Consider the following 22503-nt stretch of genomic DNA (forward strand, 5'->3'; position numbering starts at 1 on the left):
GCGCAGCGCCGCCTCGATCGCGCCGGCCGCATCGGCCGCGAAGCCCGGCGTCGAGGCCCAGACCACCCGCGCCCGGGTCAGGGCCAGCAGCTCCCAGGTCTCGGCCTCGCCCGAATAGTAGTCGCCGAACGCCGTGAAGCTCACAGCCACCGGCCCCTTGGTGCCGGACGGCCGCAGCTGCATGTCGACCTCGTAGAGCTCGCCCTCCCCGGTCGGGGTCGAGAGCGCGGCGATCAGGCGCTGGGTGAAGCGGCCATAGAAGACGTCGGCGCTCCACTCCTTGATCGACGAGGCCGCCGCCGGCTCGGCCGGCCGATAGAGCGTCATCAGGTCGAGGTCGGAGCCGGCGCTCATCTCGCGCGACCCGCATTTGCCCAGTGCGATCACCGCCACCTCGCCGGGGAAGGCGCCGCCGATCCGCTGCGCCTCCGCCAGGGCGGCCGGCGCCAGCGCCCCGATGCAGATGTCGGCCTGGTCGGCGAAGGCGCGGCCGGCGACCTGGGCGCTGGCCGCGCCGCTCATCACCTGCACCCCGACCCGAAAGGCCTGCTCGCGGTGCACGCGGCGCACCGCGTCCATCACCTCCTCGAAGCCGTCGGCGCGCGACACCGCCACGGCCATCACGTGGCGGTCCTCCTCGTTGTCGATGTCGGCGAAGAACGCCCCGTCGAGCAGGGCGTCGAGCGCCGCGGGCCGCCTAGCCAGGGTGGTGGCCAGCCGCGGGGCGAAGGCCATCACCTGCACCATCAGCTCGAACAGGCGCGGCTGGGCCAGGAACAGCGACTGCAGCTGCACCCCCGAGGACAGCTTGGAGAAGAACGCCTCGAAGCGGGTGAAGGCGGCGTCCGGCGCGCCGCTGGCCTGGGCCGCGTCGAGCAGCCGCGGGGCCAGCCGGGTGAACAGTTCGCGGCCGCGCGCGGTGCGGGTGGCCGAGATGTGGCCGTGGTGCCAGTTGCGGATGGTCTGCGACACCGCCGCCGGATTGGAGAACCCCATCCGCGCCAGGGTGGCCAGGGTCTCCGGATCGTCCTCGACCCCGGTGAAGATCAGGCTGCCGAACTTCGAGGAGAGCTGCTCCTCGTCGGGGAACAGCTCGCCATAGCGGCGGTTGACGGTCTTCAGGGTGCGCTCGATGGCGGCGTCGAAGCTGCGCACGCGCTCGAACCCCGACAGCGCCGCCACCCGCTTGCGCTCGCCGTCGGCCTCCGAGAGCTTGTGGGTCTGCTCGTCGGCCAGCATCTGCACCCGGTGCTCGGCGCTGCGCAGCGCCCGGTAGGCCTCGGTCAGCTCGCCCGTCGCCTGTGCCGAGACATGGCCAGCCGCCTCCAGCGCGCGCAGGGCGTCGAGGGTGCGCGGCGAGCGCAGCTCCGGGTGGCGACCGCCGAGGATCAACTGCTGGGTCTGGACGTAGAACTCGATCTCGCGGATGCCGCCGCGGCCGAGCTTGAGGTCGACGCCCTTGGCGGTCAGCCGCTCGTCGACCTTGTGGACGTGGATCTGGCGCTTGATCGAGTGGATGTCGGCGATGGCCGCGAAGTCGAGGTTCTTGCGCCAGATGAACGGGGCCAGCTCCTCCAGGAACGCCCGCCCGCGGCCGATGTCGCCGGCCGCGGCCCGCGCCTTAATGAAGGCCGCCCGCTCCCAGTTCTGGCCGACGCTCTCGTAATAGTCGAAGGCCGCCGGGGCCGGCACGGCCGGCGGGGTCGAGGACGGATCGGGGCGCAGCCGCAGGTCGACGCGGAACACGTACCCGTCGCCGGTCTTCTCCTGCATCATCTCGGCCAGCCGATGGGTCAGCCGCACCGCAAAGGCTTGCGTCTCCAGCCCTTCGGCCAGCGGCAGGGCGTCCGGCTCGTAGAAGACCGAGATGTCGATGTCGCTGGAATAGTTGAGCTCATAGGCGCCGTGCTTGCCCATGGCGATGCAGAACCAGCCGGGCACCGGCCCCTCCTCGCCCTCGCCCAGACGGGTCAGCCGGCCGGCCTCCAGCTCGGCCTTGGCGGCGACGGTGAGCGCCGCGTGCAGGGCGGCGTCGGCGAACCGGGTCAGCGCCCCGGTCACCGCGTCGAGGTCCCAGACCCCGCCCAGATCGGCCAGGGCGATCAGCAGGTGGGCCTCGGCCTTGAGCTTGCGCAGGCCCGACTTGGTTTTTTCCCAGTCGAGGCCGGCCTGCTGGGCGGTGCGCGCCAGCAGGTCCGTAAACCGCGCGTCGGGCTCGCTCTCCAGCAGCGCCCGCAGCCTGGCCGGATCGCGCCGCGCCAAGCTGGTCAGATAGGGCGAGGCGCCGAACACCGGCGCCAGCACCGGCCAGCACTGGTCGAGCAGGTCCGCCCAGCCGTCGCGGCCGGCGGCCTCGGCCAGGACGTTGCGGGCGCGGTCGGCCGCCTTGGGATCGGCGATCGGACCGCAAGGGCGCAGGCTGTCTTTGAGCTGAGTCATCGCGGCGGAGTGTAGCCGCCGGGCGGTGAGGATTTCACTAGGGCGTTGAGGGAGTGCAGCTTTGCTGGTCAAGGCGGAAGGCCGAGTTTGAGCTCGGATTTTCAGCAATGATCATGCAGTATCCAGCCAGTAGATGGGCGGTCTCGCAATCTATCCCTCGCGCATAGTTGCACCCCATCAAGGTGGGTCGGCGGACTTTTCAACAGAATCGGCTCGGAGGCGACCTTCAGAAGGTCTGCTGTCGGCGCCGAGCCGCACTTCGACATCGCTGGGCTTGTGCGTCCTCGGAGGTACTCGCGTGCTCCCAACCGCGCCACCTTCCGACAAAGCCCAGCCCAAATCCCGCGGGCGCATGCTCGGCCGTTTTCAAGCGTTTTGCTGAGACGCCGGGGCACGCCGCGCCTTGGCGGCCGCGACCAGGGCCACGAACAGCTGGCGATGGCGGGCGCGGTAGATCATCAGCTCTGGATGATACTGCACGCCGATCCAGAAGGGGCGTGATCGATCTTCGATAGCCTGGATAACGCCGTTGGGCTCGCGCGCCGCCACCGTCAGTCCGGCGCCGACCCGATCGATAGCTTGCTGGTGGATGATGTTCACCATCATGGCGTCCTCGCCGGCGATGCCGGCGAGCCGTGAGCGCTTGCGCAGGCGCACAGGCTTGCGAACGGTCAGGCGCTCCCAGGCCGTAGGCGTCAGGTCGGCGCCCTCGAAGCTGGAAAGGTCCATGTGCAGGGTGCCCCCGGCGATGACGTTGAGCATCTGTGCGCCCCGGCACACCCCAAGCACCGGGAGGTCTAGACGCCGCGCCGCCAGGCCCCAGGACGCTTCCATGTCGCCTCTCGCCAGGTCGTAGCGATAGCCGTCTTTGGGTTTGCCCTCGAACGCCAAGGGGTAGACATCCGAGCCGCCGGCGAACACGAGGCCGTCGATGGTCTTGGGATCGCGCGGCGCGCGCGCCGTAAGCCGCACGGCGCGGCCGCCCGCCAACCCGATCGCGAGCTTCATCGCCAACCATGCCAAGGTGTCGCCGTGGTCGGGCAGGGTGACGCCGATGGTTGGCCGACGGGGCTGCGGGCGGCCGCTTGCCGGATCGGCCGGCTCAGCTCCTGCATCGTAGGTCAGTTCTTCGGGCAGCTTGCCGTGCTTGACGAGTGAACTGAGCACGAAGAGCGCGCCGAGGCCGACCAGCGGGTCGTCGTCGTCGCTGAATTCGCTGGGTGCGCTCTGGCCCTGCGACAGCGCCTCTTTGAGCTGCTCCACGATGTCGCCGACCGAGAGGACGTCCTTGGCCGCGCTCAGGCGCTCTCGCAGGCCGGTGAGCTGGCCGGCGGTCAGGCGTCGCCGGATTTCCCGCCAGGTCTCCTTGGCCGTCGCCAGTTGCGGCGCTGTCGCGGCGACATCCTCCACGGCGGCCAATAACCAGACGCCCGGTGTCTTGGTGCGGGCTCCGATTTGCGGTTCATCGACCCCGTCCAGCGGCTGGCCGATTGTCTGTTGATAAAGCAGCCAGGGAAAATCCACGGCTGTCTGGATGGAATGGAAGATCCCGGCCCAGAACCGCGCATTGACTTCGATCAGTTTGGGCGTGTCCCTGGCCTTGCCCGTCCAGCGGAAGTCGAGTTCGGCCAGGCCATCCCAGGCTGACGCCGCCAGGACCTTCTCGACGGCCTTCCGGAACGGCTCGGCGTCCACGGTCTCCCTGATGGCCCCGGCCCCGGCCTTGCGCGGGAAGGTCGTCAGATTGCGATAGGCCATCATCGCGGCGAGCTTGCCCTTGTCGGCCAGCACAGCGACGCAGAAGTCCTCGCCCGCCACCATCTCCTGGAGCAGGGGCTGGGGCATGAAGCCTAGCGCTTCCACCTGAGCGGTCGCCTCCTCGGCTGACGCCGCGGCGCTGACGCCTCGGCCGCCCGCCCCGTCGCTGGGCTTGACGATCAAAGGATATTTGAGCGTGGGGGCGAGCCGGATCAGCTCGGCGCGGCTCGGCACGATCCAGGTCTTCGGTGCAGGGAGATCGCCGCTTTCGACGAGTTGGACGAGATGGTCCTTGGGATGAACCAGATCGATGCTCTTCCACGAGGGGGTGGCCACCTTGAGCGTAGGCTCAAACCGGTCCCGATTGCGTGCAATCAGCTCGCCCTCGGTAAAAACAGGCATCAGGACGTACGGCCGTCCATCCTGCGGCGCATACTCTCGTACGGCCGCCTCGAGATCGTCGAGGAAGTCTTCAGGATGAAGTTTCCATGGGGCGACGGTGAAGGTCTCCTTCACGTGCTTGGAGAAGGACATCACAGTCAGATCAACGTCGTCGCAGCCGATGACCTCGACGCCCCGCTGGGCGAGCGACCGGGCGATGACTAGAGCCATGAGGCTGCGCCCGTAGGTGAGGATGACCCGCCCGTTCGGCGTCGCAGACGATCGTTGGGGCAACAGTGCTTCTCCGGCTAGGCTCAAGCTCTAGCGATCCGGTGGCGAGGCGGTTCCGAACCGGTGAGCGAGCGCCGACAGCATGGTCGCGGCGGCACAGCGCGTAGGCGCCGAAATGGAGCCGCCCAGCCTGCCTCAATGTCCGATGTCCGAAACGCAGCCGAAGTCTGCTCATGGCGCATTTGCGACCTGTGCCGGCAGCGTGGTCTTTTGCGCCAGGTGCGGACTCCAGGACCGTCTGGAACGGGTGGTGAGCGGACGTTTGAGCAGTGCTTAGGCCTGGAACTTCCGTCCGTCGCCACTTCCGCCGTTAACCTCGCTGCAGCATTAGCGGCCTAGGTCGCCGCCATGCACAAGTTCATCACAATCGCCCTTACCTCCGTCTTCCTGAGCGCCTGCCAACCCACCTCCGCGGACAATGAGGCTCTTGCCCCGCCAGAGGCTGAAGAACTCAAAGCCTGGACGCGACAACTCAAGGCGGATGATCCGGACACAACGCGCCTGCTGGTGCGGGAGTGTGGGCTAGCCGGGGCGTTCGGCTCAGTCGATAGCAAGCTCGAAACGATGCGCTGCATGCACCGCAAATATGACGAGGGCACGCGCGCTCGTTAGTCGGTTCCGGCGCGCCGATCGTAACCGCTAAATGTCCACTCCGGGTCGGATCCGGTCGTTAGGAGTGTTCGTGGAAGCAGACCTCCATAGGAGTCAGCTTCTGGCCGCGCACGAAATGTCTGGTAGTGGCGGATTCTGTTGAAAACGTCCGCCGACCCACTTTGATGGGGCGCAACTATGCGCGATGGATAGATTGCGAGAATGTTCCGCCCATCTACCGGCTGAATACTGCATGATCATTGCTGAAAATCCGAGCTCAAACTCGGCCTTCCGCCTTTTTCAACAGAATCGGCGCCAAGGAGACTTTGGCTCCCCGCCCCCCCTACTCCGGCGACACCGGCGGGGCTTGGCGGTACCAGGCCAGTTGTTCGCTCGTCGCCAGCAGGCGGCCGTCGCGGGACCAGTAGCTGGAGCGCTCGTCGGAGGCTCCGCCGCCGCCGACGCGGCCTTCGCACTCGATCAGGATGAAGTCGTCGCCGATGGCGGCGAGCTCCTCGGCGCTGGCGTGCAGGTAGGCGGTCAGCGAGAGGGTGGTCGTGTGCACGCGCTCCAGCGCGTACATGGCGCGCGGCGCGGAGTTGTCGGTGACCATGGCCAGCAGGGCCTTGTCCCACTTGCCGTTGCGCGGGCGGACCCAGGCCAGGGAGCGGGAGTCGCCGCTGGGCTTGGGCGGGAAGCCGTCGAGGGTGCGGCGCTCGAAGGCCGAGGCGCCGAAGTGGGCCGGGCCGGCCGGGTGCTCGGGGCTCGGCAGATTCTCGGGGTTCGGGGCGTTGGGCAAGGTCGCGAAGGCGAAGGGCGGGGTCGGCGGGCGGCGCGCCAGGGTGACCATGCCGTGGACGCCGACGTCGTCCTGGCCGTGGGGCGCCAGCTCGACCTCCCAAACGCCAATCGACTTGCCCTGGCGCAGGCGGCGGGTGCGGACGTCGAGCAGTCCTGAGGGAAGGCCCGCGGCGTAGGTAAGCGTCATGGAGAGGGTTTCACCGGCAGCCTCGGGCTCGGCCTCCAGCGCGCGGACGCAGAGGCCGAGCGCATAGCCGCCCCAGAGACCGCCGCCGGGATTGCGCCATTCCGGCGCGGCGTGGGTGGTCCAGCGGCCGGGGGCGACGGGATCGAGGGCAATATCGTAGGCGGGGTTGGCGGACGTCTCGAGCATGGGGGTGGTTCTACCCGCCGAGCGGCTGGGTGCAAGCGCGAGCGGTCAGGCCGGGCGCGGCAAGATCAGCGCGACGCGCAGGCCGGGGCCGAGTTCGCCGACCTTGCCGGGGCCTTCGGAGAGTTCGAGGCGCCCGCCGTGGGCCTCGGCGACGGCGGCGACCAGCGAGAGGCCAAGGCCCGAGCCCGGCTCGCTGCGGCTGTTTTCCAGGCGCACGAAGCGCTCGACCACCCGGGCGCGGTCCTCGTCGGGGACGCCGGGGCCGGTGTCGGTGATCGAGAACTCGATCTCGCCGGAGGAGCGGCGGCGGACGCGCAGCATGATGGCGCCGCCGGAGGGCGTGTACTTGACCGCGTTGTCGAGCAGGTTGGCCAGGGCCTGGGCCAGGAACTCGCGGTTGCCGCGCACCTGCAGGTCCTTGGCGAACTCGGCGCCAAACTCCAGCCCCTTGTCCTCGCAGGTCGGCTCGTAGAGGTCGGCGAGGTCGGCGGCCAGCTCGGCCGGGTCGAACAGGTTCTGGTCGGCGGCCTGGCCGGCGGCCTGCAGCCGGGCGATGGCCAGCACCGCGCCGAAGGTCTTCAGCACGCCGTCGGTGTCTTCCAGCGCCTGGGCCAGGGCCTCCTGGGCGTCGCCCTTGCCGGCCTCGACGTCGAGATAGGCGGTCTCCAGCCGGGCGCGCAGGCGGGTCAGCGGCGAGCGCAGGTCGTGGGCGATGGCGTCGCCGGCGTGGCGGTGGCCGGCCATCGAGCGCTGCAGCCGGTCGAGCATGTCGTTGATGCCCTCCGACAGCTCGTCGAACTCGTCGCGGGCGCCGCGCACCGCGGCTCTAGCGTCGAAGTCGCCGTTGCGCACGGCCGTGACCACGTCGTTGAGCGCGCCCATGCTGCGCGAGACGTTGCGGCTGACCAGCAGGCCGCCGGCCAGGCCGAGCACGACGACCAGGGCGCCGGCCCCCCAGAGGGCGCGGACGATCTTGACCACATAGGCCTGGTCTTCGCTGATGTCGGCGCCGACGAACAGGATCTCGCCGCCGCTGAGCCGCTCCTGGAAGCCGCGGGCCGGGTGCTTCACCATCCGGCCTTCGCTGTCGTAGTCGGTGACCGAGAAGCTGGAGCGCGAGGGGGCGTTGGCGCCGCCCTCGATCGGGGACTCGGCGATCGAGCCGGAGATGCGCGTGCCGTCCGGCTTCATCAGCAGGTAGAGGAACGGCCGCTCGCTGGCGGCGCGCTCGATCAGCGACTGGTTGACGGCGTCGACCCCGGCGCGGTCGTAGGCGGCGACCAGCGAGCGCATCTCGCGGGTGATGTTGAGGTCGGTGCGCCGCGTCGCCTCGCCCGCCGTGGCCAGGTAGATGTAGGCCAGGAAGGCGCTGGCCGCCGCGGCGAACAGCGCCAGGAACAGCAGGGTGAGCCTGAACGGCGTGGTTCGAAAGAGCCTGGGCAGGCGCATGGCGTGCGCCAGGCTCTAGGGATCGAGGCGGTAGCCCGCCCCGCGGACCGTCTGCAGCATCGGACGGTCGAAGCCCTTGTCGATCTTGGAGCGCAGGCGCGAGATGTGCACGTCGATGACGTTGGTCTGCGGGTCGAAGTGGTACTCCCAGACCTTCTCCAGCAGCATGGTGCGGGTCACCGACTGGCCGGCGTGGCGCATCATGAACTCCAGCAGCTGGAATTCGCGCGGCTGCAGGTCGATTTCCTTGCCCTGGCGGTGCACGGCGCGGCCGATCAGGTCCATCTCCAGCTCGCCGACCCGCAGCAGGGTCTGGACCGAGCCGGTCTCGCGACGGCGGCTCAGCGCCTCGACCCGGGCGATCAGCTCGGCGAAGGCGTAGGGCTTGACCAGGTAGTCGTCGCCGCCGGCCTTGAGGCCCTCGACGCGGTCGTTGATCTCGCCCAGGGCCGAGAGGAACAGGACCGGGGTCTGATCGCCCTCGCGCCGCAGCGCCTGGACCATGCTGACCCCGTCCATCCGCGGCATCATGCGGTCGACGATCATCACGTCGAACTCGCCGGCCTGAGCTGACGACAGACCCGCCTCGCCGTCGGCGGCGCGCACGCATTCGTGGCCCGCCTCGGTGAGGCCGCGATCCATGACTTCCGCCGCTTCGAGATCGTCTTCGACAATCAGAATGCGCATCGACTCAGGCCCCCAAGCTTTTCCGGAGATTAGCCGGAAATCTTCAGCGGCAGGAAGGAGGTGCGGCCGCCGCGATGGACGCCGACCAGGATGCTCTGGCGACCGGCCTTCTTGGCGGCGGTGACCGCGGCCGAGAAGTCGGCGGCGGTGGCCACCGGCTCGCCGTTGGCCTGGACCAGGACGTCGTCCTTGCGCAGCCCGCGCAGGGCGGCGTCCGAGGACTGGTCGACGCCGGCGATCAGCACGCCCTTGAAGCCGGGCTCCAGGTTCAGGCGGCGGCGGGCGGCCTCGTCGATCGGGGCCAGGGCCAGGCCCAGCACGACCGGACGCTGCGCCTGGGCGCCGGGGCCTTCCGCGCCCGGACGGCTCGCGCCGCCCTGCGGGCCGTCGCTGGCCGCCAGTTCCTTCTCGGTCGGACGGATGCCCGAGCGGACCTCGACCACCTTGCGCTTGCCGGCGCGCAGCACGTCGAGGCGCAGCACGTCGCCGGCCTTGGCCTTGGCCACTTCGCGGGTCAGTTCCGAGGAGCTTTTGATCTTCACGCCGTTGACCGCGGTGACCACGTCGCCCGAGACCAGGCCGCCGCGATCGGACGGACCGCCGGGCGTGACGTTGGCGACGATGGCGCCGCGCAGGTCGCCCAGGCCCTGGGCCTCGGCCATCTCGGCGGTGAAGTTCTGGATCGAGGCGCCGATGTAGCCGCGAGTGATCTTGCCGCCGGAGATCAGCTGCTTGGTGATCGAGTCGGCCAGGTCGGCGGGAATGGCGAAGCCGATGCCGACGGAGCCACCGGACGGCGAGAAGATCGCGGTGTTGACCCCGATCACCCGGCCATAGACGTCGAAGGTCGGACCGCCGGAGTTGCCCCGGTTGATCGGCGCGTCGATCTGGATGAAGTCGACGAAGGTCTCGCCGATGTCACGGCCGTAGGCCGAGATGATGCCGGCGGTGGCTGTGCCGCCGAGCCCGAACGGGTTGCCGACGGTGATGACCCAGTCGCCGACGCGCGGCTTGGCGGCGTTCTCGAAGTTCACGAACGGGAAGCCCGAGCCCTGGACCTTGATCACGGCCAGGTCGGTGCCTTCGTCGCGGCCCACCACGACGGCGTCGAGCTCGCGCTCGTCCTTGAGCACGACCTTGATCTCCTTGGCGTTCTCGACGACGTGGTTGTTGGTCACGATGTAGCCGTCGGCCGAGATGAAGAAGCCGGAGCCGGACGATTGCTGGCTCGGCAGGCGCGGCTGGCTGCGGCCCTGGCCGCCCGGCTGGCCGCCCTGCGGAGGCGCGCCCTGTTCGTCGTCCTCACCGCCCGGCGCCTGGCCGCGCGGCACGATGTCGAAGGGGAAGTTCTCGAAGCCCGGCACGCGGCGCAGGGCGGAAGGATCGACCTCGGAGGTGACGTTGATCGACACCACGGCCGGAGACACCTTCTCGAAGATGTCGGCGAAGGACAGCGGCGCGCCCGGCGGCGGCGCAAAGATCGGCGCTGTCGAGGTGCGCATCAGCATGCTGCGGTCGATCTTCGAATCGGACCGCGGCTGATCCGCGAAATTGGCGCCGGCCAAGGCCGCAGTAGCTACGCCGACACCCGCCAGGGCGCCGAGGAGGTAACCGGTCTTCTTAGAGGTCATAAGCCTTCAATTTCCCTGTGGGCGGCCCAGCCACATAACACGGACGCGCACCCGACAACCTAAGTTCGATGCCAAAGAGCGCAATGTCTCTCAAGTTACGTTTAGGTCACGCTCGGCTCTTCATAGCGTTCAATCTTTGGCGCAATCTTGTCACGCCGCTCAATCCTCAGGCAGCTGATCGATGCGCGCCGCCTCGTCGGAGGATAGTTCGCCGTCCTCGGATCGGTTGCGGAAGTTGAGCACCAGCAGGCCCAAGCCGACGATCACCACCAGGACAGGCGCGCCCCAGAGCGCGGCGTTGCCCCACGAGAACGACGGCTTCAGCAGCACGAACTCGCCGTAGCGGTCGGTCAGATGCTGGCGGACCTGATCGTCGGTCATGCCGGCCTTCACCTCTTCGCGCACCAGGCGGCGAAGGTCGGCGGCCAGCTCGGCGTTGGAGTCGTCGATCGACTCGTTCTGGCAGACCAGGCAGCGGACCTCGCGGAACAGTTCGCGGGCGCGGGCTTCCTGGGCCGGATCGGGCAGCCGCTCGGACGGATCGGACGCCGCGGCGATGCAGAGCACGGCGGCGACTACTGCAAGACAGCTCCTCCCCCGCTGGGGGAGGTGGCGCTTGGAGCGCAGCGACAAGTGACGGAGGGGGCCTGCGCCGCCTGCCCCCTCAGTCAGCTTCGCTGAAAGCTCCCCCAGAGGGGGAGCATCTCGACGCCGAAGCTTCCTCACGCAGCCGCCTCCGCGCGGCGGCCGACGCCGAGCCGCAGCCGGCGGTCGCTGAGCGAGACGATCCCGCCCAGGGCCATGATCGCCGGGCCGATGAAGATCAGCAGCGCCCAGGGGTTCCAGTAGGCGCGGACCAGCCAGACCGGCTCGCCAGCGGCGTCACGCCGCTCGCCGAGCACGACATAGAGGTGGTCGAGGCCGAGGGTGCAGATGGCGACTTCGGACGTCGTCTGGCCGCCGGCCGGATAGAAGCGGCGCTCCGGAGTCGGGGCGCAGATCTGCGTCTCGCCCTTAGAGGCGCGGAGGTAGCCGCGTTCGGCGTCGTAGTTGGGGCCTTCGACGCCCTTCACCTGGTCGAGGACCAGGCTGTACTCGCCAAGGTTCAGCCGGCCGCCGACCGGCAGGGTCTCAGCCGCCTCGAGCTTCCAGCCGGTTTCGAAACAGGCGCCGAGCACGAAGACGCCGAGGCCGATGTGGGCCAGGGTCATGCCCCAGGCGCCGCGCGGCAGGCCTACGAGGCGCCGCCAGCTCTCGCCCGACGAGGCGCGGAAGGCGCGGGTGCGCTCGGCCAGCTCGACCACAGCCCCGATGATCAGCCAGGCGCCCATGCCCACGCCGATCGCGGAGAACGCCTTGCGCGGGCTGATCAGGGCGAAGGCGGCCAGGCCGCAGGCGGCGGCGATCAGCACCGCCACCCAGAGGCGCTGCACGACACCCTGCAGGTCGCCGCGCTTCCAGCCCAGCAGCGGGCCGGCCGGCAGCAGGATCGCCAGGGCCGCCATCAGCGGCGTGAAGGTCAGATTGAAGAACGGCGGGCCGACCGAGATCGCCTCGCCGGTCGCCGCCTCGCGGATCAGCGGGTAGAGCGTGCCGAGCAGCACCGTGGCGGTGGCCGCGGCCAGCAGGATGTTGTTCAGGACCAGGGCGCTCTCGCGGCTGACCGGGGCGAACACGCCGCCGCGTGAGAGGGTCGGGGCGCGCCAGGCGAAGAGCGAAAAGCCTGCGCCGGCCGTGATCCCTAGGATCATCAGCAGCAGGGTCCCGCGGGTCGGATCGACCGCGAAGGCGTGGACCGAGGTCAGTACGCCCGAGCGCACCAGGAACGCCCCCAGCATCGAGAAAGTGAAGGCGGCCAGGGCCAGGAACACCGTCCAGCCCGCCAGCGCGCCGCGCTTTTCGGTGACGATCGCCGAGTGCAGCAGGGCCGTGGCGATGAGCCAGGGCATGAAGCTGGCGTTTTCGACCGGGTCCCAGAACCACCAGCCGCCCCAGCCGAGCTCGTAGTAGGCCCAGAACGCGCCGAGCGTGATGCCGACGGTCAAGGCGCTCCAGGCGGCAAGCGTCCAGGGTCGCACCCAGCGGGCCCAGGCAGCATCGACGCGGCCTTCGACCAGGGCGGCGACGGCGAACGAGAACACCACCGACATGCCGACATAGCCGAGGTAGAGCGCGGGCGGGTGGAAGGCCAGCGCCGGGTCCTGCAGCAACGGATTGAGCGAACGGCCTTCGACCGGCGCATTGGCCAGCCGCACGAACGGGTTGGAGGCGAAGACGGTGTAGGCCAGGAACACGACGCCCAGCAGGCCCTGAACCGCGACGGCCACGCTCTTCAGGCCCGCGGGCAGGCCGCGGCCGAAGCCGGCCACCGCCGCGCCGCAGCCGGTGAGCGCCAGGCACCACAGGAGCATCGAGCCCTCGTGGCTGCCCCAGGTCCCGGCCACCCGATAGAGCAGCGGCTTGGCCGTGTGCGAGTTGGCCGCGACGTTGGCCACCGAGAAGTCCGATGTCACGAACGCGTACATCAGGGCCGCGAAGGCTATCGTCAGTGAGACGAAGGCGCCGATCGCCGCCCCCTGCCCGGCGCCGGCCAGCACCACCGAGCGGCGCAGGCGACCTGCGCCGCTGAGCAGCGCCTGGGCCAGCGAGAGCGCCAGGGCGAGCGCCAGGGAGAACCCCCCGATCTCGACGATCATAGGCTGGAGCCGGTGGTCTGGTAGGCGGGCGGCGGCGCGCCTTCACCGCGCCATTCGCCCTGTTCCTTCAGGGCCTTGGAGACCTCGCGCGGCATGTAGCGCTCGTCGTGCTTGGCCAGCACCTGCTTGGCCTCGAACTGGCCGTCGGCGCGGAAGGCGCCGGTGGCGACGATGCCCTGGCCCTCGCGGAACAGGTCCGGCAGGTCGCCGGAGAAATGCACCTTGGTGGTCGCCTGCTGGTCGGCGACGACGAAATCCACCCGGCCGTCGGCGTGCTTGACCACCGTGCCGGGCTGCACCAGCCCGCCCAGCTGGATCGAACGGCCGACCGGCGGCTTGGCTGCGGCGGCCTGGGCCGGGGTGTAGAAGAACGAGATGGAGTCCGAGAGACCCCACAAGGTCAGGCCGGCGGCGAGCGCCAGCACCGGCGCGATGGCCGCGATCAGGTAGAGGCGACGCCGCGCCTTCGGGGACTTCGGCAGCCAGCCGCTCATCGCATCGGTTCCGTCTTCGCCGCCAGGTCGAGGGCCTTCAGAACATCGGGCTGACCGGCGTAGCGCGCCTTGGCTTTCGTCAATGCGGCGTCGCGTTGTGCGCCATCGCCGAGCACGGCGTAGGAGCGGACCAGGCGCACCCAACCTTCCGGATCGTCGGGCTCGGCCGCCAGACGCGCGGCCAGGCCGGCGACCATGCCCTGGACGGCGGCCATCTGGCTGTCGGCGACCTGCTGGGCAGGCAGGTTCTGCGCCTTGGCGATGGCCTGCAGGACGGCGTCGTGGCGTGGGTCGGAGGTCGGCAGGTCGGCCGCCAGGGCGCGCCAAGCCGCCAGGCCAGCCTCGCGCTGGCCGCTGGCGATCTGGCCGCGAGCCAGATGGAAGCGGGCGTTGACCGCCTTCGGATCGCGCTTCAGCGCCTCCTGGAAGGCGCGCTGGGCCTGCGGCGTGACTTCGCCCTGCGCCTCGACGAGCAGGGTTTCGCCGAGGCCCTCCCACAGGTCGGCGCGATCAGGCGCCAGTTCGATGGCGCGGCGCAGGGCGCGGCTGGCGGCGGCCGGGTTGTCGGAAGCCATCTGCGCCTGGGCCAGGAAGCCGTAGGCCTCCGGGTCGCCGCCGCGTTCGGCGATCACCGACTGCAGCACCACCGCCATCTGCGGCGGGGTCAGGCTGGCCGGGTCGGCCGCGCGCCACTGGGTGACCCGGGTCTTGAACGGCTGGTCCGGCAGGCCGGGCGAGCCGACGGCGAAATAGATCCCGAGGGCGACCAGCGGTGCGAGCGCTGCAACGAGCAGCGCCGGACGGCGGGCGCTGAAGTCCACCGCCCAAGGCGCGGACTTGGCGTCGGTGGCATGCAGCAGGCGGCGGGCGGCTTCGGCGTGGGCGATGGCGCGCTCGCCGGCGGCGATCAGGCCGCGGTCGGCGAGATCGTCGATCTCGCGCAATTGCCGGCGATAGAGCGCGGTCGTCGGATCGGCCGCGCCGGCGCCCGTCGCAGCGCGAGCCGAACCCCAGAGGACAAGACCCGCGCAGAGCGCCGAAAGCACTCCCGCGACCACCCAGAACGCGATCATGGCGGGGCTTTAGCCGAAACGCCGGAGCAGTTCTACAGCGCCGATCCGCGCACGTCGCAAATCAGAGTGGGCGAGCCGGATCTTCCCAGGCCGGGCGCGGCGACTTCACCGCCCCGAAGGCGGTGGCGGCGCGGCGGCGGACGATCTCGGCGGCCCGCGGCTCGTGGATCAGACCCGCGAACTCGGCGGCGACCTGCAGGTAGCGGGCGGCGATCTCTCGCTCGGTGGACTCATTGTCGCGCACCAGTCCCAACACGTCCTCGACGTACTGATCCAGGGTCTCGCCGGCCTTCTCCATCACCTTGGCGCGGGTGGAGGCGAAGCCGCCGTAGTTGGCGCTGGCGCGAATGCCCTCGGCGAAGGTGAGCAGGCTGCGGCAGCGTTCGACCTGAGCGGGATCCGGCGCGGCCAGCAACTGCGGTTCGGACACCATGGCCCGGGCGACGCGCACCTTGTGGCTCGGCAGGGCCGCGTTCTGCAGCTTGGCCAGTTCGCGCAGGCGTCCTTCGACGACGCTGGCGAGGCTTTGCTTCTGCTTCTGGACGCGGCCGCCCCAGCCGCCTTCGCGGCCGAGGTCGACGCCGTTCTCAAGCTCGGTGATCTGCAGGGTCAGGGTCTCGACCCAGGCCGCAGCGGTGTCGCCCGCCGCCGCGCCGCCTTTCAGATCGAAGCTCGCCACCGCCCGCAGGTTGGCGTCGATGGCGTCCATCAGCCGGATGGCGAAGACCGACAGCTCCGATCCGGCCAGGTAGCCCTCAGTCGGGCGGTCCATCACCGCCGAGACGATGCGCAGGATGGTCCAGGGCTCGGCCAGCTGGGCCCCCAGCATTTCGAAGAACCGCGGCCCGAGGTCGTCGCCGTTGCGGCAGGCGTCGCGATAGGCCAGGCGGGCCGCCGCGGCCCGCTCGGAGGTCGTGCGGCTGATCCATTCCGGCAGCTTCAGGGTCGCGCGGCGCACGACCGGCCCCATGGAGAGGCAGGACAGCAGGATCGCGGTTCCGCCCTTCCCCGCGGCCTCGATGATCTGAACGGCGGTGTCGATATCGCGCTGGCCGCCGGTCTCGACCGCTTCGGCCAGTTGCTCGGTCAGGGCGTCGAAAGCGTCGGTCGAGGTGACGCCCGGCTCGTAGTCGGCCAGCACGAAGCCGGCGGCGGCGACCTCGGCCGGGGCCAGTTCGCGCAGGCCACGCCACAGCAGCGGCAGGGCGCGCAGCGGAAAGCTGAGCCGCCCGGCCTGCGGCTGCGCGACGAACAGCGGCGCGATCGGCTCAAGAACCTTGTTGCGAAGATTGCGGTCGGCGACCTCGGCCTCGACGACGCGGCGGACCCCCGCCAGGGCGGTGTCACCCTCCGCGGCGGCCAGCGCATTGCGCAATCCGCTCACGACCTTGTCCGGCGCGCTGGCCACAAGGGTGCGGACGATGTCGATCTTGGCGTCGGGCAAGCCGGCCATGCGGAAGTGAGCTCCAGCGCGGACACGCGCCCGCGCAGACCAACCCATGCGCCCGGCGAGTTAAGGCTTTACGAAATACCCTTGAAAATCAGGACTCAGCGCGCGGCAGGTCGAGCTCAACCAAGAGTCCGCCAAGCCGCGCTTCGCCCAACTTGAGCGAGCCGCCATAGGCCCGCGCCAGTTCGTCGACGATGGAGAGTCCCAGCCCAGAGCCGGGCGCGCTTTCGTCCAGCCGCGCGCCGCGACGCACGACCTCTTCGCGCTGCTGCGGGGTCAGGCCGGGGCCGTCGTCCTCGATGCTCAGATGCAGCCGGTCGCCCGGGACGGCGGCGGCGCGGACCCGCACCCGAGCGCGGCACCACTTGCCGGCGTTCTCCATGGCGTTGCCGGCCAGCTCCAGCAGATCCTGGCGCTCGCCGAGGAAATAGAGGTCGTCGTCGGCGTCCCAGTCGATCTCGACGCCCTTGTCCACGAAGATCCGCTCCAGGGTGCGCGACAGCTCGTCGAGCACGTCGGCGACGGAGGTGCGCGCCCCGGACCCCTGGGTGCGGGCCGCCGCGCGGGCGCGGCGCAGATGGTGGTCGACCTGCTGGCGCATGGCCTCGGCCTGGGTCTCGACCACCTCGGCCAAGCCGCCGCCGGTCTGGCGCGCCTCGGTCAGCATCACCGACAGCGGGGTCTTCAGCGCATGGGCCAGGTTGCCGACGTGGGTGCGCTGGCGCTCCACGACTTCCTGGTTGTGGGCCATCAGGGCGTTGAGCTCGTCGGCCAGGGGCGAGAGCTCGCTCGGATAGTTGCGCTGCACCCGGTCGGATTTGCCCCGGCGTACGGAAGCCACCTCCCGGCGCAGGGCGAACAGCGGGTTCAGGCCCACCCGCACCTGGATCACCACCGCGGCGATCATGCCCACGCCCAGCAGCAGGAAGGCGATGGCGGTGGCGGTGATGAAGCCGCGCACGTCGCGGTCCACAGGACTGCGGTCCTCGGCGGCCATGAAGATCACCGGCGCGGCGCGGCCGGGCAGCTTGGCCTGGGTGGCCATGGCCCGCAGGGGTTCGTTGAGCGGTCCGAGCGTGTTGTAGGCGACCGGCTTGCCCGGCTCGTCATTCAGCCGCTGGGCCGTATCGGCGGGCGACTTGAGCTCGCTGTCCCACAGCGAACGCGAGCGGACCAGCACCCGCAGCTTGCCGTCAGGCCCCGGCTCGGCGATCTGCCAATATTTGCCGGAGAAGGCGCGCAGCGCGCGCAGGTCGGTCAGGGCCGGCGCCACCACCTCGCCCTTGTCGGCGATGGTGGTGCCGGCGGTCAGGTTGTCGATCAGCTCAGACAGGCCCTGGTCGAACCGCCGGATCGCCGCCTGCTGGAACAGCAGGGCCAGCACCAGGGCCGACACCAGCAGCACCGCCAGGCTCCAGCCGGCGGCCAGGATCACCAGCCGCCGAACGAGCGAGGGCTGGTTGAGGGCCGGCATGGTCACGAGCCGGACGCCCCGCCTCCCAGTTCCTCGGTCGGGGCGGTGAGCCGATAGCCCAGCCCGCGCACGGTCTCGATCCGCTCGGAACCGATCTTCTTGCGCAGGCGGCCGATGAACACCTCGATGGTGTTGGAATCCCGGTCGAAGTCCTGGTCGTAGAGGTGCTCGACCAGCTCGGTGCGGCTGATCACCCGGCCCTGATGCATCATCAGATAGTGCAGCAGCCGGTATTCCAGCGAGGTCAGGCGCAGCGGCTCGCCGTTGACGCTGGCGCGGGCGGCGCGCGGATCCAGGCGCAGACCGCCGAGCGACAGGCTGGGCGCGGCGTGGCCGGCCGAGCGGCGCAGCAGGGCGCGCAGGCGGGCCAGCAGCTCCTCGGTGTGGAACGGCTTGGTCAGGTAGTCGTCGGCTCCGGCGTCGAAGCCGGCGACCTTCTCGCTCCAGGCGCCGCGAGCGGTGAGGATCAGCACCGGGGTGGTCATGTTCTCGCGCCGCCAGCGCTCCAGCACCGAGACGCCGTCGACCTTGGGCAGGCCCAGGTCGAGGATCACCGCGTCATAGGGTTCGGTCTCGCCGAGGAACTGGGCCTCCTCGCCGTCGCCGGCGTGGTCGACGGCGTAGCCGGCGTCGCCGAGCGCCGCCTTCAGTTGACGCGACAGATCGCGATCGTCCTCGACCAACAAGATACGCATGGAACTCCTAGCCGCCCTGGCGCGAGATGATCGCGCCGCTCTGGGCGTCGACGACGAAGATGATCACCCGCCCGTCCGTGGTCTGCCACTGGACGAAGTAGGCCGGACGCCCGCCGGCGTCGCCCTGGGTGGTGTTGAGCTGGCGCCCCGGCGTGCGCGCGGCGATCGTGGCGATCACCTGCGACAGCGGCACCTGGCGGCCGCCGCGCACGGCGGCGCGGGCGGCGTCCTGGTCGCCCCGGCCGCCGTAGGACGGGCGGCCGTAGTCAGGGTACGGCTGGGCGACGACCGCCGCGGGGGCGGTCGCCAGCAGCGCGGCAATGACAAGAAGGCGTTTCATGAAGCCAGGATTAGAGCCAGATCACTGAACCGAGCCTGAATACGCAATTAATTAATGCCGGGGCGACTCCTGTCACCCGAGCGGAGCCGGGTTATTTTTTCTTGGGCGTGTAGGGCCGTTCCTTGCGCCAGCGCTCGGCGAATTTCTCGAGCTCGCCGTCCGGCTTCTCGGGCAGCATCAGCACGATGCGGGCCAGCAGGTCGCCGCGCCTGCCGCGACTGTCGGACAGGCCCTTTCCCTTCAGGCGCAGGGATTGGCCGCTGTTGGCGCCCTTGGGCACGGTCAGGGTGACGGCGCCGTCGGGGGTGCGCGCCTCGACCTTGCCGCCGAGCACCGCGTCGGGGATCGAGACCAGCAGGTCCATGACCAGGGACTCGCCCTCGCGCCGGAAGATCGGGTGCGGCCGCAGGACCAGCTCGATGAACGCGTCGCCCGGACCGCCGCGGCCCGGAGATCCCTGGCCCTTGAGGCGCAGGGTCTGGCCCTCTTCGGCGCCCTTGGGGATGGTCACGTCGATGGTGCGGCCGTCGGAGAAGGCGATGCGCTTCTTGGCGCCGTGGATCGCCTCCTCGATGTCGATCTCCAGCTTGGCCCGCACGTCGGAGCCGCGCTGGTTGAAGCCGCCGAAGCCGCCGCCCCCGCCGCCGCGTCGGCCGAGGATCTCGCTGAACAGGTCGCCGAGATCGCCGCCTTCCATGGTCTCGCTATAGCGTCCGCCGCCGGGGCCGCCCCAGGCGCCGCCCTGCTGTCCGAACGGGCCGCCGCCGCCGCCGAAACCACGCATGGTCTCGCGACCGTCCGCGTCGATCTCGCCGGCGTCGAATTTCTTGCGCTTCTGGACATCGCCGAGGATGTCGAAGGCCGCGCTGACCTGCTTGAACTTCTCCTCGGCGGCCGCGTTGCCCGGATTGGTGTCCGGGTGATGCTGCTTGGCGAGCTTGCGGAACGCCTTGCGGATCTCGTCAGCGCTCGCGCTGCGAGAGACGCCCAGCTCCTGATAAGGGTCGCGCGCCAAAGACAAACCTCTCAAAACCTACGGAAACTTCGGGTCACTCAATTAGGCCGTTTGGCCCAGGGCGCAAGCCCGGTTGTGACATATTTACCACAATTGTGCGATCGACCTAGTCGCCGCGCTCCTCGAGCAGATCCCAGGCCGCATACTGAAGGGCGTCTTCGGGATCGTCCAACGTCTCCTCGCTGATCGTCTCGCCGCGGATCGAAACGCCCGCTTCATGAACGCTTTCCGGGTCGCCCGAGATCAGCGGATGCCAGTCGGCCAGGCCGCGGCCTTCGTTGATCCGGCGATAGGCGCAGCTCTTGGGCATCCACTGCAGGTCGTCGATGTTGTGCGGGGTCAGCTTGATGCAGTCGGGCACGTACTTCTTGCGCTCGGGGTAGTTGGTGCAGGTGCAGGCCTGGGAATCGAACAGCTTGCAGTGCACCCGGGTGGGGAAGACCTCGCCGGTGTCTTCGTCCTCGAACCGCACCAGACAGCACAGGCCGCAGCCGTCGCAGAGGCTCTCCCACTCGCGAACAGTCATCTGCTCGAGAGACTTCGTTTCCCAGAAAGGCCTCGAAGCCATGATAAGGGCGTCCTACACAAACCAGATTACGCCGCCCCAGATTACCCGTGACCGACGAGAACAACGACTCCGACCAGACTCCGAAGCCCGCCGGCGGCCTGCGTCCAGGCGCGCCCAAGGCCGCGCCGGAGCCCACAGAGCCCTTCCGCGCCGACCTGCCCGGTAAGGGCGGCAAAGGCAAGGGCGGCCGGGGTCGCGGGGCGAGCATCCTCAAGTGGCTGGCGATCGTGCTGCTGGTGATGGTCGGCGCCGGCCTGATCGCCGCGGCGGCGGCCTGGAACTACGTCAACGACAAGTACCTGCAGGACCTGCCGGAGGTGCCAACCCGCCAGGAGATCTACGCCTCCACCCGGGCGCCGGCGATCAAGTTCTACGACATGAACGGCGCCTTCATCGCCTCGCGCGGGCCGCAGTACGGCGAGAACGTGCGGCTGGCCCAGCTTCCGGACTACGTGCCCAAGGCGTTCCTGGCGGCCGAGGACAGGCGCTTCTACCACCACGGCGCGGTCGACCCCTGGGCGATCGGCCGGGCCGCCTACGCCAACCACAAGGCCGGGCGCGTGGTCGAGGGCGGCTCGACCATCACCCAGCAGCTGGCCAAGGGGATGTTCCTCTCCCCGCAGCAGAACCTGAAGCGCAAGATCCAGGAGGCGGCGCTCGCCAACAAGCTCGAGCAGATGCTGTCCAAGGACGAGGTGCTCGAGCTCTACCTCGACCGGATCTATTTCGGGGCCAACACCTTCGGCCTCGACGGCGCGTCGCGGACCTATTTCGGCAAGCCGGCCAGCGAGCTGAGCCTGGGCGAGGCCGCGCTGCTGGCGTCCCTGCCCAAGGCGCCCTCGCGCATGGCGCTCCACCGCAACATGGACAAGGCCCTGGAGCGCCAGCGCCTGGTGCTGGAGCGGATGCGCGGCGAGAACTGGATCAGCGAGGCGGAGATGCGCCAGGCCCTGGCGCGCCCGCCGCAGCTGGCCGCCACCGCCCTCGCCAATGACGGGGACAACGGCTACCTGATCGACTACGCCCAGGCCGAAGTGCTGAAGATGGTCGGCGAGAATTCGCCCGACCTGTTGGTCACCCTGACCGTCGATCCGCGCCTCCAGGCGGCCGGCGCCCAGGTGCTGCGGCGGATCATTGAGGTGGACGGCAAGGCCAGCGGCGCCAGCCAGGGCGCGATGGTGGCGATCGACTCCACCGGCGCGATCCGCACCATGGTCGGCGGCGTCGACTACACCAAGAGCGTGTTCAACCGCGCGGTCCAGGCCAGGCGCCAGCCGGGCTCCAGCTTCAAGCCGTTCGTCTACGCTGCGGCCCTCGAAAAGGGCGTGCTGCCGTCCGACACCCGCGTCGACGCGCCGGTGAAGATCGGCGACTGGGAGCCCAAGAACTACGGCGGCAAGTACGCCGGAACCGTGAGCGTCGAGCAGGCCCTGGCCCGTTCGCTCAACACCGTCGCGGTGCGGCTGGGCGAGGAGGTCGGGGCGCCAGCGATCGCCAACCTGGCCAGCCGCTTCGGCATCACCACCCTGCCCGCCAACCCGAACCTGTCGGTCGCCCTGGGCGCCTACGAGGTGCCCCTGATCGAGATGACCTCGGCCTATCAGGTGTTCCAGCAGGGCGGGAACCGCATCACCCCGTTCATCGTCGCCCGCATCCAGACCGTCGATGGCCAGGTGGTGTTCGACCACAAGACCGCCTCGCCGGTGCCCGCCTACGACATCCACTGGGCCAGCATGATGGTGAAGATGATGCAGAAGGTGGTCACCGAAGGCACCGGCACCCGGGCCAATTTCGGGCGCCCGGCCGCCGGCAAGACCGGCACCAGCCAGAACTTCCGCGACGCCTGGTTCGTCGGCTTCACCCCCGACTACGTGGCCGGCGTCTGGGTCGGCAATGACGACGACCGGCCGATGAACCAGGTCACCGGCGGCCAGGTCGCCGCCGCCATCTGGCGCGACTACATGGCCGCCGCCCACATGACCCTGGCGAGCCGCGACTTCGACTGGCTGCTGCCCGACCCCGAGCCGGTCTACGAGGACGATCCGCGCAACGAGTTCTACCGCGGCCTGGCCTTCGAGTTCGAAGAGACGGCCAAGGAGAATGCGCCCGGCCCGCCGCCTCCGCAGCTTATCGAGCCGGACGATCCTGCGCAGGAACAGACCCTGGAGATCGAGCCCGCGCCGAACTAGTGATCGCCGTCGAACTGAAAGCTGGGTGAACTGCGTGCTCCGACGGCGAGACCCTGGGCTTGGCGGCGCTGGGTGATCTCAGCACCCCAGAGCGGACCTCCGGTGGTT

At 69.7% G+C, this 22503-nt stretch carries 18 protein-coding genes; 2 read left to right on the top strand and 16 right to left on the bottom strand.

Annotated features, from left to right (window positions below; translation table 11 throughout):
* Both AC1DQJ_RS11950 and AC1DQJ_RS11955 read right to left on the bottom strand, forming a co-directional pair.
* Positions 1-2439 (bottom strand): bifunctional [glutamine synthetase] adenylyltransferase/[glutamine synthetase]-adenylyl-L-tyrosine phosphorylase (locus AC1DQJ_RS11950; RefSeq protein WP_477603518.1); only part of this gene is annotated, 2439 nt, incomplete at its 3' end.
* 366 nt (positions 2440-2805) lie between these two features.
* Complete coding sequence (locus AC1DQJ_RS11955; protein WP_477603520.1) at positions 2806-4872, bottom strand: gamma-glutamyl-gamma-aminobutyrate hydrolase family protein; 2067 nt, start codon at positions 4870-4872, stop codon at positions 2806-2808.
* Between the two features lie 345 nt (positions 4873-5217).
* On the opposite strand from AC1DQJ_RS11955, the gene AC1DQJ_RS11960 reads away from it, so the two are divergent.
* Positions 5218-5481 carry a hypothetical protein gene (locus AC1DQJ_RS11960; RefSeq protein ID WP_477603522.1) on the top strand — a complete coding sequence of 88 codons (264 nt, stop codon included), beginning with the start codon at positions 5218-5220 and terminating at the stop codon, positions 5479-5481.
* A gap of 322 nt (positions 5482-5803) precedes the next feature.
* On the opposite strand, the gene AC1DQJ_RS11965 is transcribed toward AC1DQJ_RS11960, so the two are convergent.
* From AC1DQJ_RS11965 to AC1DQJ_RS12030, 14 genes are all read right to left on the bottom strand, one after another.
* The gene (locus AC1DQJ_RS11965; protein WP_477603524.1) at positions 5804-6634 is read right to left on the bottom strand and encodes a thioesterase family protein; all 831 of its coding nucleotides are present in this window, start codon (positions 6632-6634) and stop codon (positions 5804-5806) included.
* A gap of 45 nt (positions 6635-6679) precedes the next feature.
* Positions 6680-8083 (bottom strand): sensor histidine kinase, encoded by a 1404-nt coding sequence (locus AC1DQJ_RS11970; RefSeq protein WP_477603526.1) that lies wholly within the window; start codon positions 8081-8083, stop codon positions 6680-6682.
* A gap of 15 nt (positions 8084-8098) precedes the next feature.
* The gene (locus AC1DQJ_RS11975) at positions 8099-8770 is read right to left on the bottom strand and encodes a response regulator transcription factor (protein ID WP_477603528.1); all 672 of its coding nucleotides are present in this window, start codon (positions 8768-8770) and stop codon (positions 8099-8101) included.
* A gap of 29 nt (positions 8771-8799) precedes the next feature.
* Positions 8800-10401, bottom strand: coding sequence for a Do family serine endopeptidase (locus tag AC1DQJ_RS11980; protein WP_477603530.1), 1602 nt, complete (start codon positions 10399-10401; stop codon positions 8800-8802).
* Positions 10402-10560: 159 nt separating this feature from the next.
* Positions 10561-11034 (bottom strand): cytochrome c-type biogenesis protein, encoded by a 474-nt coding sequence (locus AC1DQJ_RS11985; RefSeq protein ID WP_477603532.1) that lies wholly within the window; start codon positions 11032-11034, stop codon positions 10561-10563.
* Positions 11035-11123: 89 nt separating this feature from the next.
* Positions 11124-13097: a heme lyase CcmF/NrfE family subunit gene (locus tag AC1DQJ_RS11990; RefSeq protein ID WP_477603534.1), complete on the bottom strand. Its 1974-nt coding sequence runs from the start codon at positions 13095-13097 to the stop codon at positions 11124-11126.
* The gene (ccmE, locus tag AC1DQJ_RS11995) at positions 13094-13591 is read right to left on the bottom strand and encodes a cytochrome c maturation protein CcmE (protein ID WP_477603536.1); all 498 of its coding nucleotides are present in this window, start codon (positions 13589-13591) and stop codon (positions 13094-13096) included. Before ccmE ends, AC1DQJ_RS11990 begins: the two co-directional genes overlap by 4 nt.
* Entirely contained in the window at positions 13588-14664 is a 1077-nt protein-coding gene (gene ccmI, locus AC1DQJ_RS12000) for a c-type cytochrome biogenesis protein CcmI (RefSeq protein WP_477603537.1), read from the bottom strand. Before ccmI ends, ccmE begins: the two co-directional genes overlap by 4 nt.
* Positions 14665-14725: 61 nt before the next feature.
* On the bottom strand, positions 14726-16117 hold the full coding sequence (locus tag AC1DQJ_RS12005; RefSeq protein ID WP_477603538.1) for a hypothetical protein: 1392 nt from the start codon (positions 16115-16117) through the stop codon (positions 14726-14728).
* A gap of 88 nt (positions 16118-16205) precedes the next feature.
* Complete coding sequence (locus tag AC1DQJ_RS12010) at positions 16206-17588, bottom strand: sensor histidine kinase (RefSeq protein WP_477603815.1); 1383 nt, start codon at positions 17586-17588, stop codon at positions 16206-16208.
* 2 nt (positions 17589-17590) lie between these two features.
* Positions 17591-18283: a response regulator transcription factor gene (locus AC1DQJ_RS12015; RefSeq protein ID WP_477603540.1), complete on the bottom strand. Its 693-nt coding sequence runs from the start codon at positions 18281-18283 to the stop codon at positions 17591-17593.
* Positions 18284-18290: 7 nt separating this feature from the next.
* On the bottom strand, positions 18291-18623 hold the full coding sequence (locus tag AC1DQJ_RS12020) for a PepSY domain-containing protein (protein ID WP_477603542.1): 333 nt from the start codon (positions 18621-18623) through the stop codon (positions 18291-18293).
* A gap of 91 nt (positions 18624-18714) precedes the next feature.
* Positions 18715-19638, bottom strand: coding sequence for a DnaJ C-terminal domain-containing protein (locus tag AC1DQJ_RS12025; protein ID WP_477603544.1), 924 nt, complete (start codon positions 19636-19638; stop codon positions 18715-18717).
* A 106-nt stretch (positions 19639-19744) separates the two neighbouring features.
* The gene (locus tag AC1DQJ_RS12030) at positions 19745-20206 is read right to left on the bottom strand and encodes a YcgN family cysteine cluster protein (RefSeq protein ID WP_477603546.1); all 462 of its coding nucleotides are present in this window, start codon (positions 20204-20206) and stop codon (positions 19745-19747) included.
* A gap of 47 nt (positions 20207-20253) precedes the next feature.
* Here AC1DQJ_RS12030 and pbpC point away from each other — a divergent pair, with 47 nt between their 5' ends.
* A complete protein-coding gene (gene pbpC, locus AC1DQJ_RS12035) occupies positions 20254-22395 on the top strand; it encodes a multimodular transpeptidase-transglycosylase PbpC (RefSeq protein WP_477603548.1) in 2142 nt (713 codons plus the stop codon).
* The last annotated feature ends 108 nt before the right edge of the window (positions 22396-22503 follow it).

The sequence above is a fragment of the Phenylobacterium sp. P4_E10 genome (assembly GCF_056401675.1).

Coding starts and splice junctions, on each gene's coding strand:
- AC1DQJ_RS11960 (WP_477603522.1), top strand. CDS start 5,218: ATGCACAAGTTCATCACAATCGCCCTTACCTCCGTCTTCCTGAGCGCC.
- AC1DQJ_RS12030 (WP_477603546.1), bottom strand. CDS start 20,206: ATGGCTTCGAGGCCTTTCTGGGAAACGAAGTCTCTCGAGCAGATGACT.
- AC1DQJ_RS12010 (WP_477603815.1), bottom strand. CDS start 17,588: ATGCCGGCCCTCAACCAGCCCTCGCTCGTTCGGCGGCTGGTGATCCTG.
- AC1DQJ_RS11965 (WP_477603524.1), bottom strand. CDS start 6,634: ATGCTCGAGACGTCCGCCAACCCCGCCTACGATATTGCCCTCGATCCC.
- AC1DQJ_RS12020 (WP_477603542.1), bottom strand. CDS start 18,623: ATGAAACGCCTTCTTGTCATTGCCGCGCTGCTGGCGACCGCCCCCGCG.
- AC1DQJ_RS12015 (WP_477603540.1), bottom strand. CDS start 18,283: ATGCGTATCTTGTTGGTCGAGGACGATCGCGATCTGTCGCGTCAACTG.
- AC1DQJ_RS11990 (WP_477603534.1), bottom strand. CDS start 13,097: ATGATCGTCGAGATCGGGGGGTTCTCCCTGGCGCTCGCCCTGGCGCTC.
- ccmE (WP_477603536.1), bottom strand. CDS start 13,591: ATGAGCGGCTGGCTGCCGAAGTCCCCGAAGGCGCGGCGTCGCCTCTAC.
- AC1DQJ_RS11980 (WP_477603530.1), bottom strand. CDS start 10,401: ATGACCTCTAAGAAGACCGGTTACCTCCTCGGCGCCCTGGCGGGTGTC.
- AC1DQJ_RS11970 (WP_477603526.1), bottom strand. CDS start 8,083: ATGCGCCTGCCCAGGCTCTTTCGAACCACGCCGTTCAGGCTCACCCTG.
- AC1DQJ_RS11975 (WP_477603528.1), bottom strand. CDS start 8,770: ATGCGCATTCTGATTGTCGAAGACGATCTCGAAGCGGCGGAAGTCATG.
- AC1DQJ_RS12005 (WP_477603538.1), bottom strand. CDS start 16,117: ATGGCCGGCTTGCCCGACGCCAAGATCGACATCGTCCGCACCCTTGTG.
- ccmI (WP_477603537.1), bottom strand. CDS start 14,664: ATGATCGCGTTCTGGGTGGTCGCGGGAGTGCTTTCGGCGCTCTGCGCG.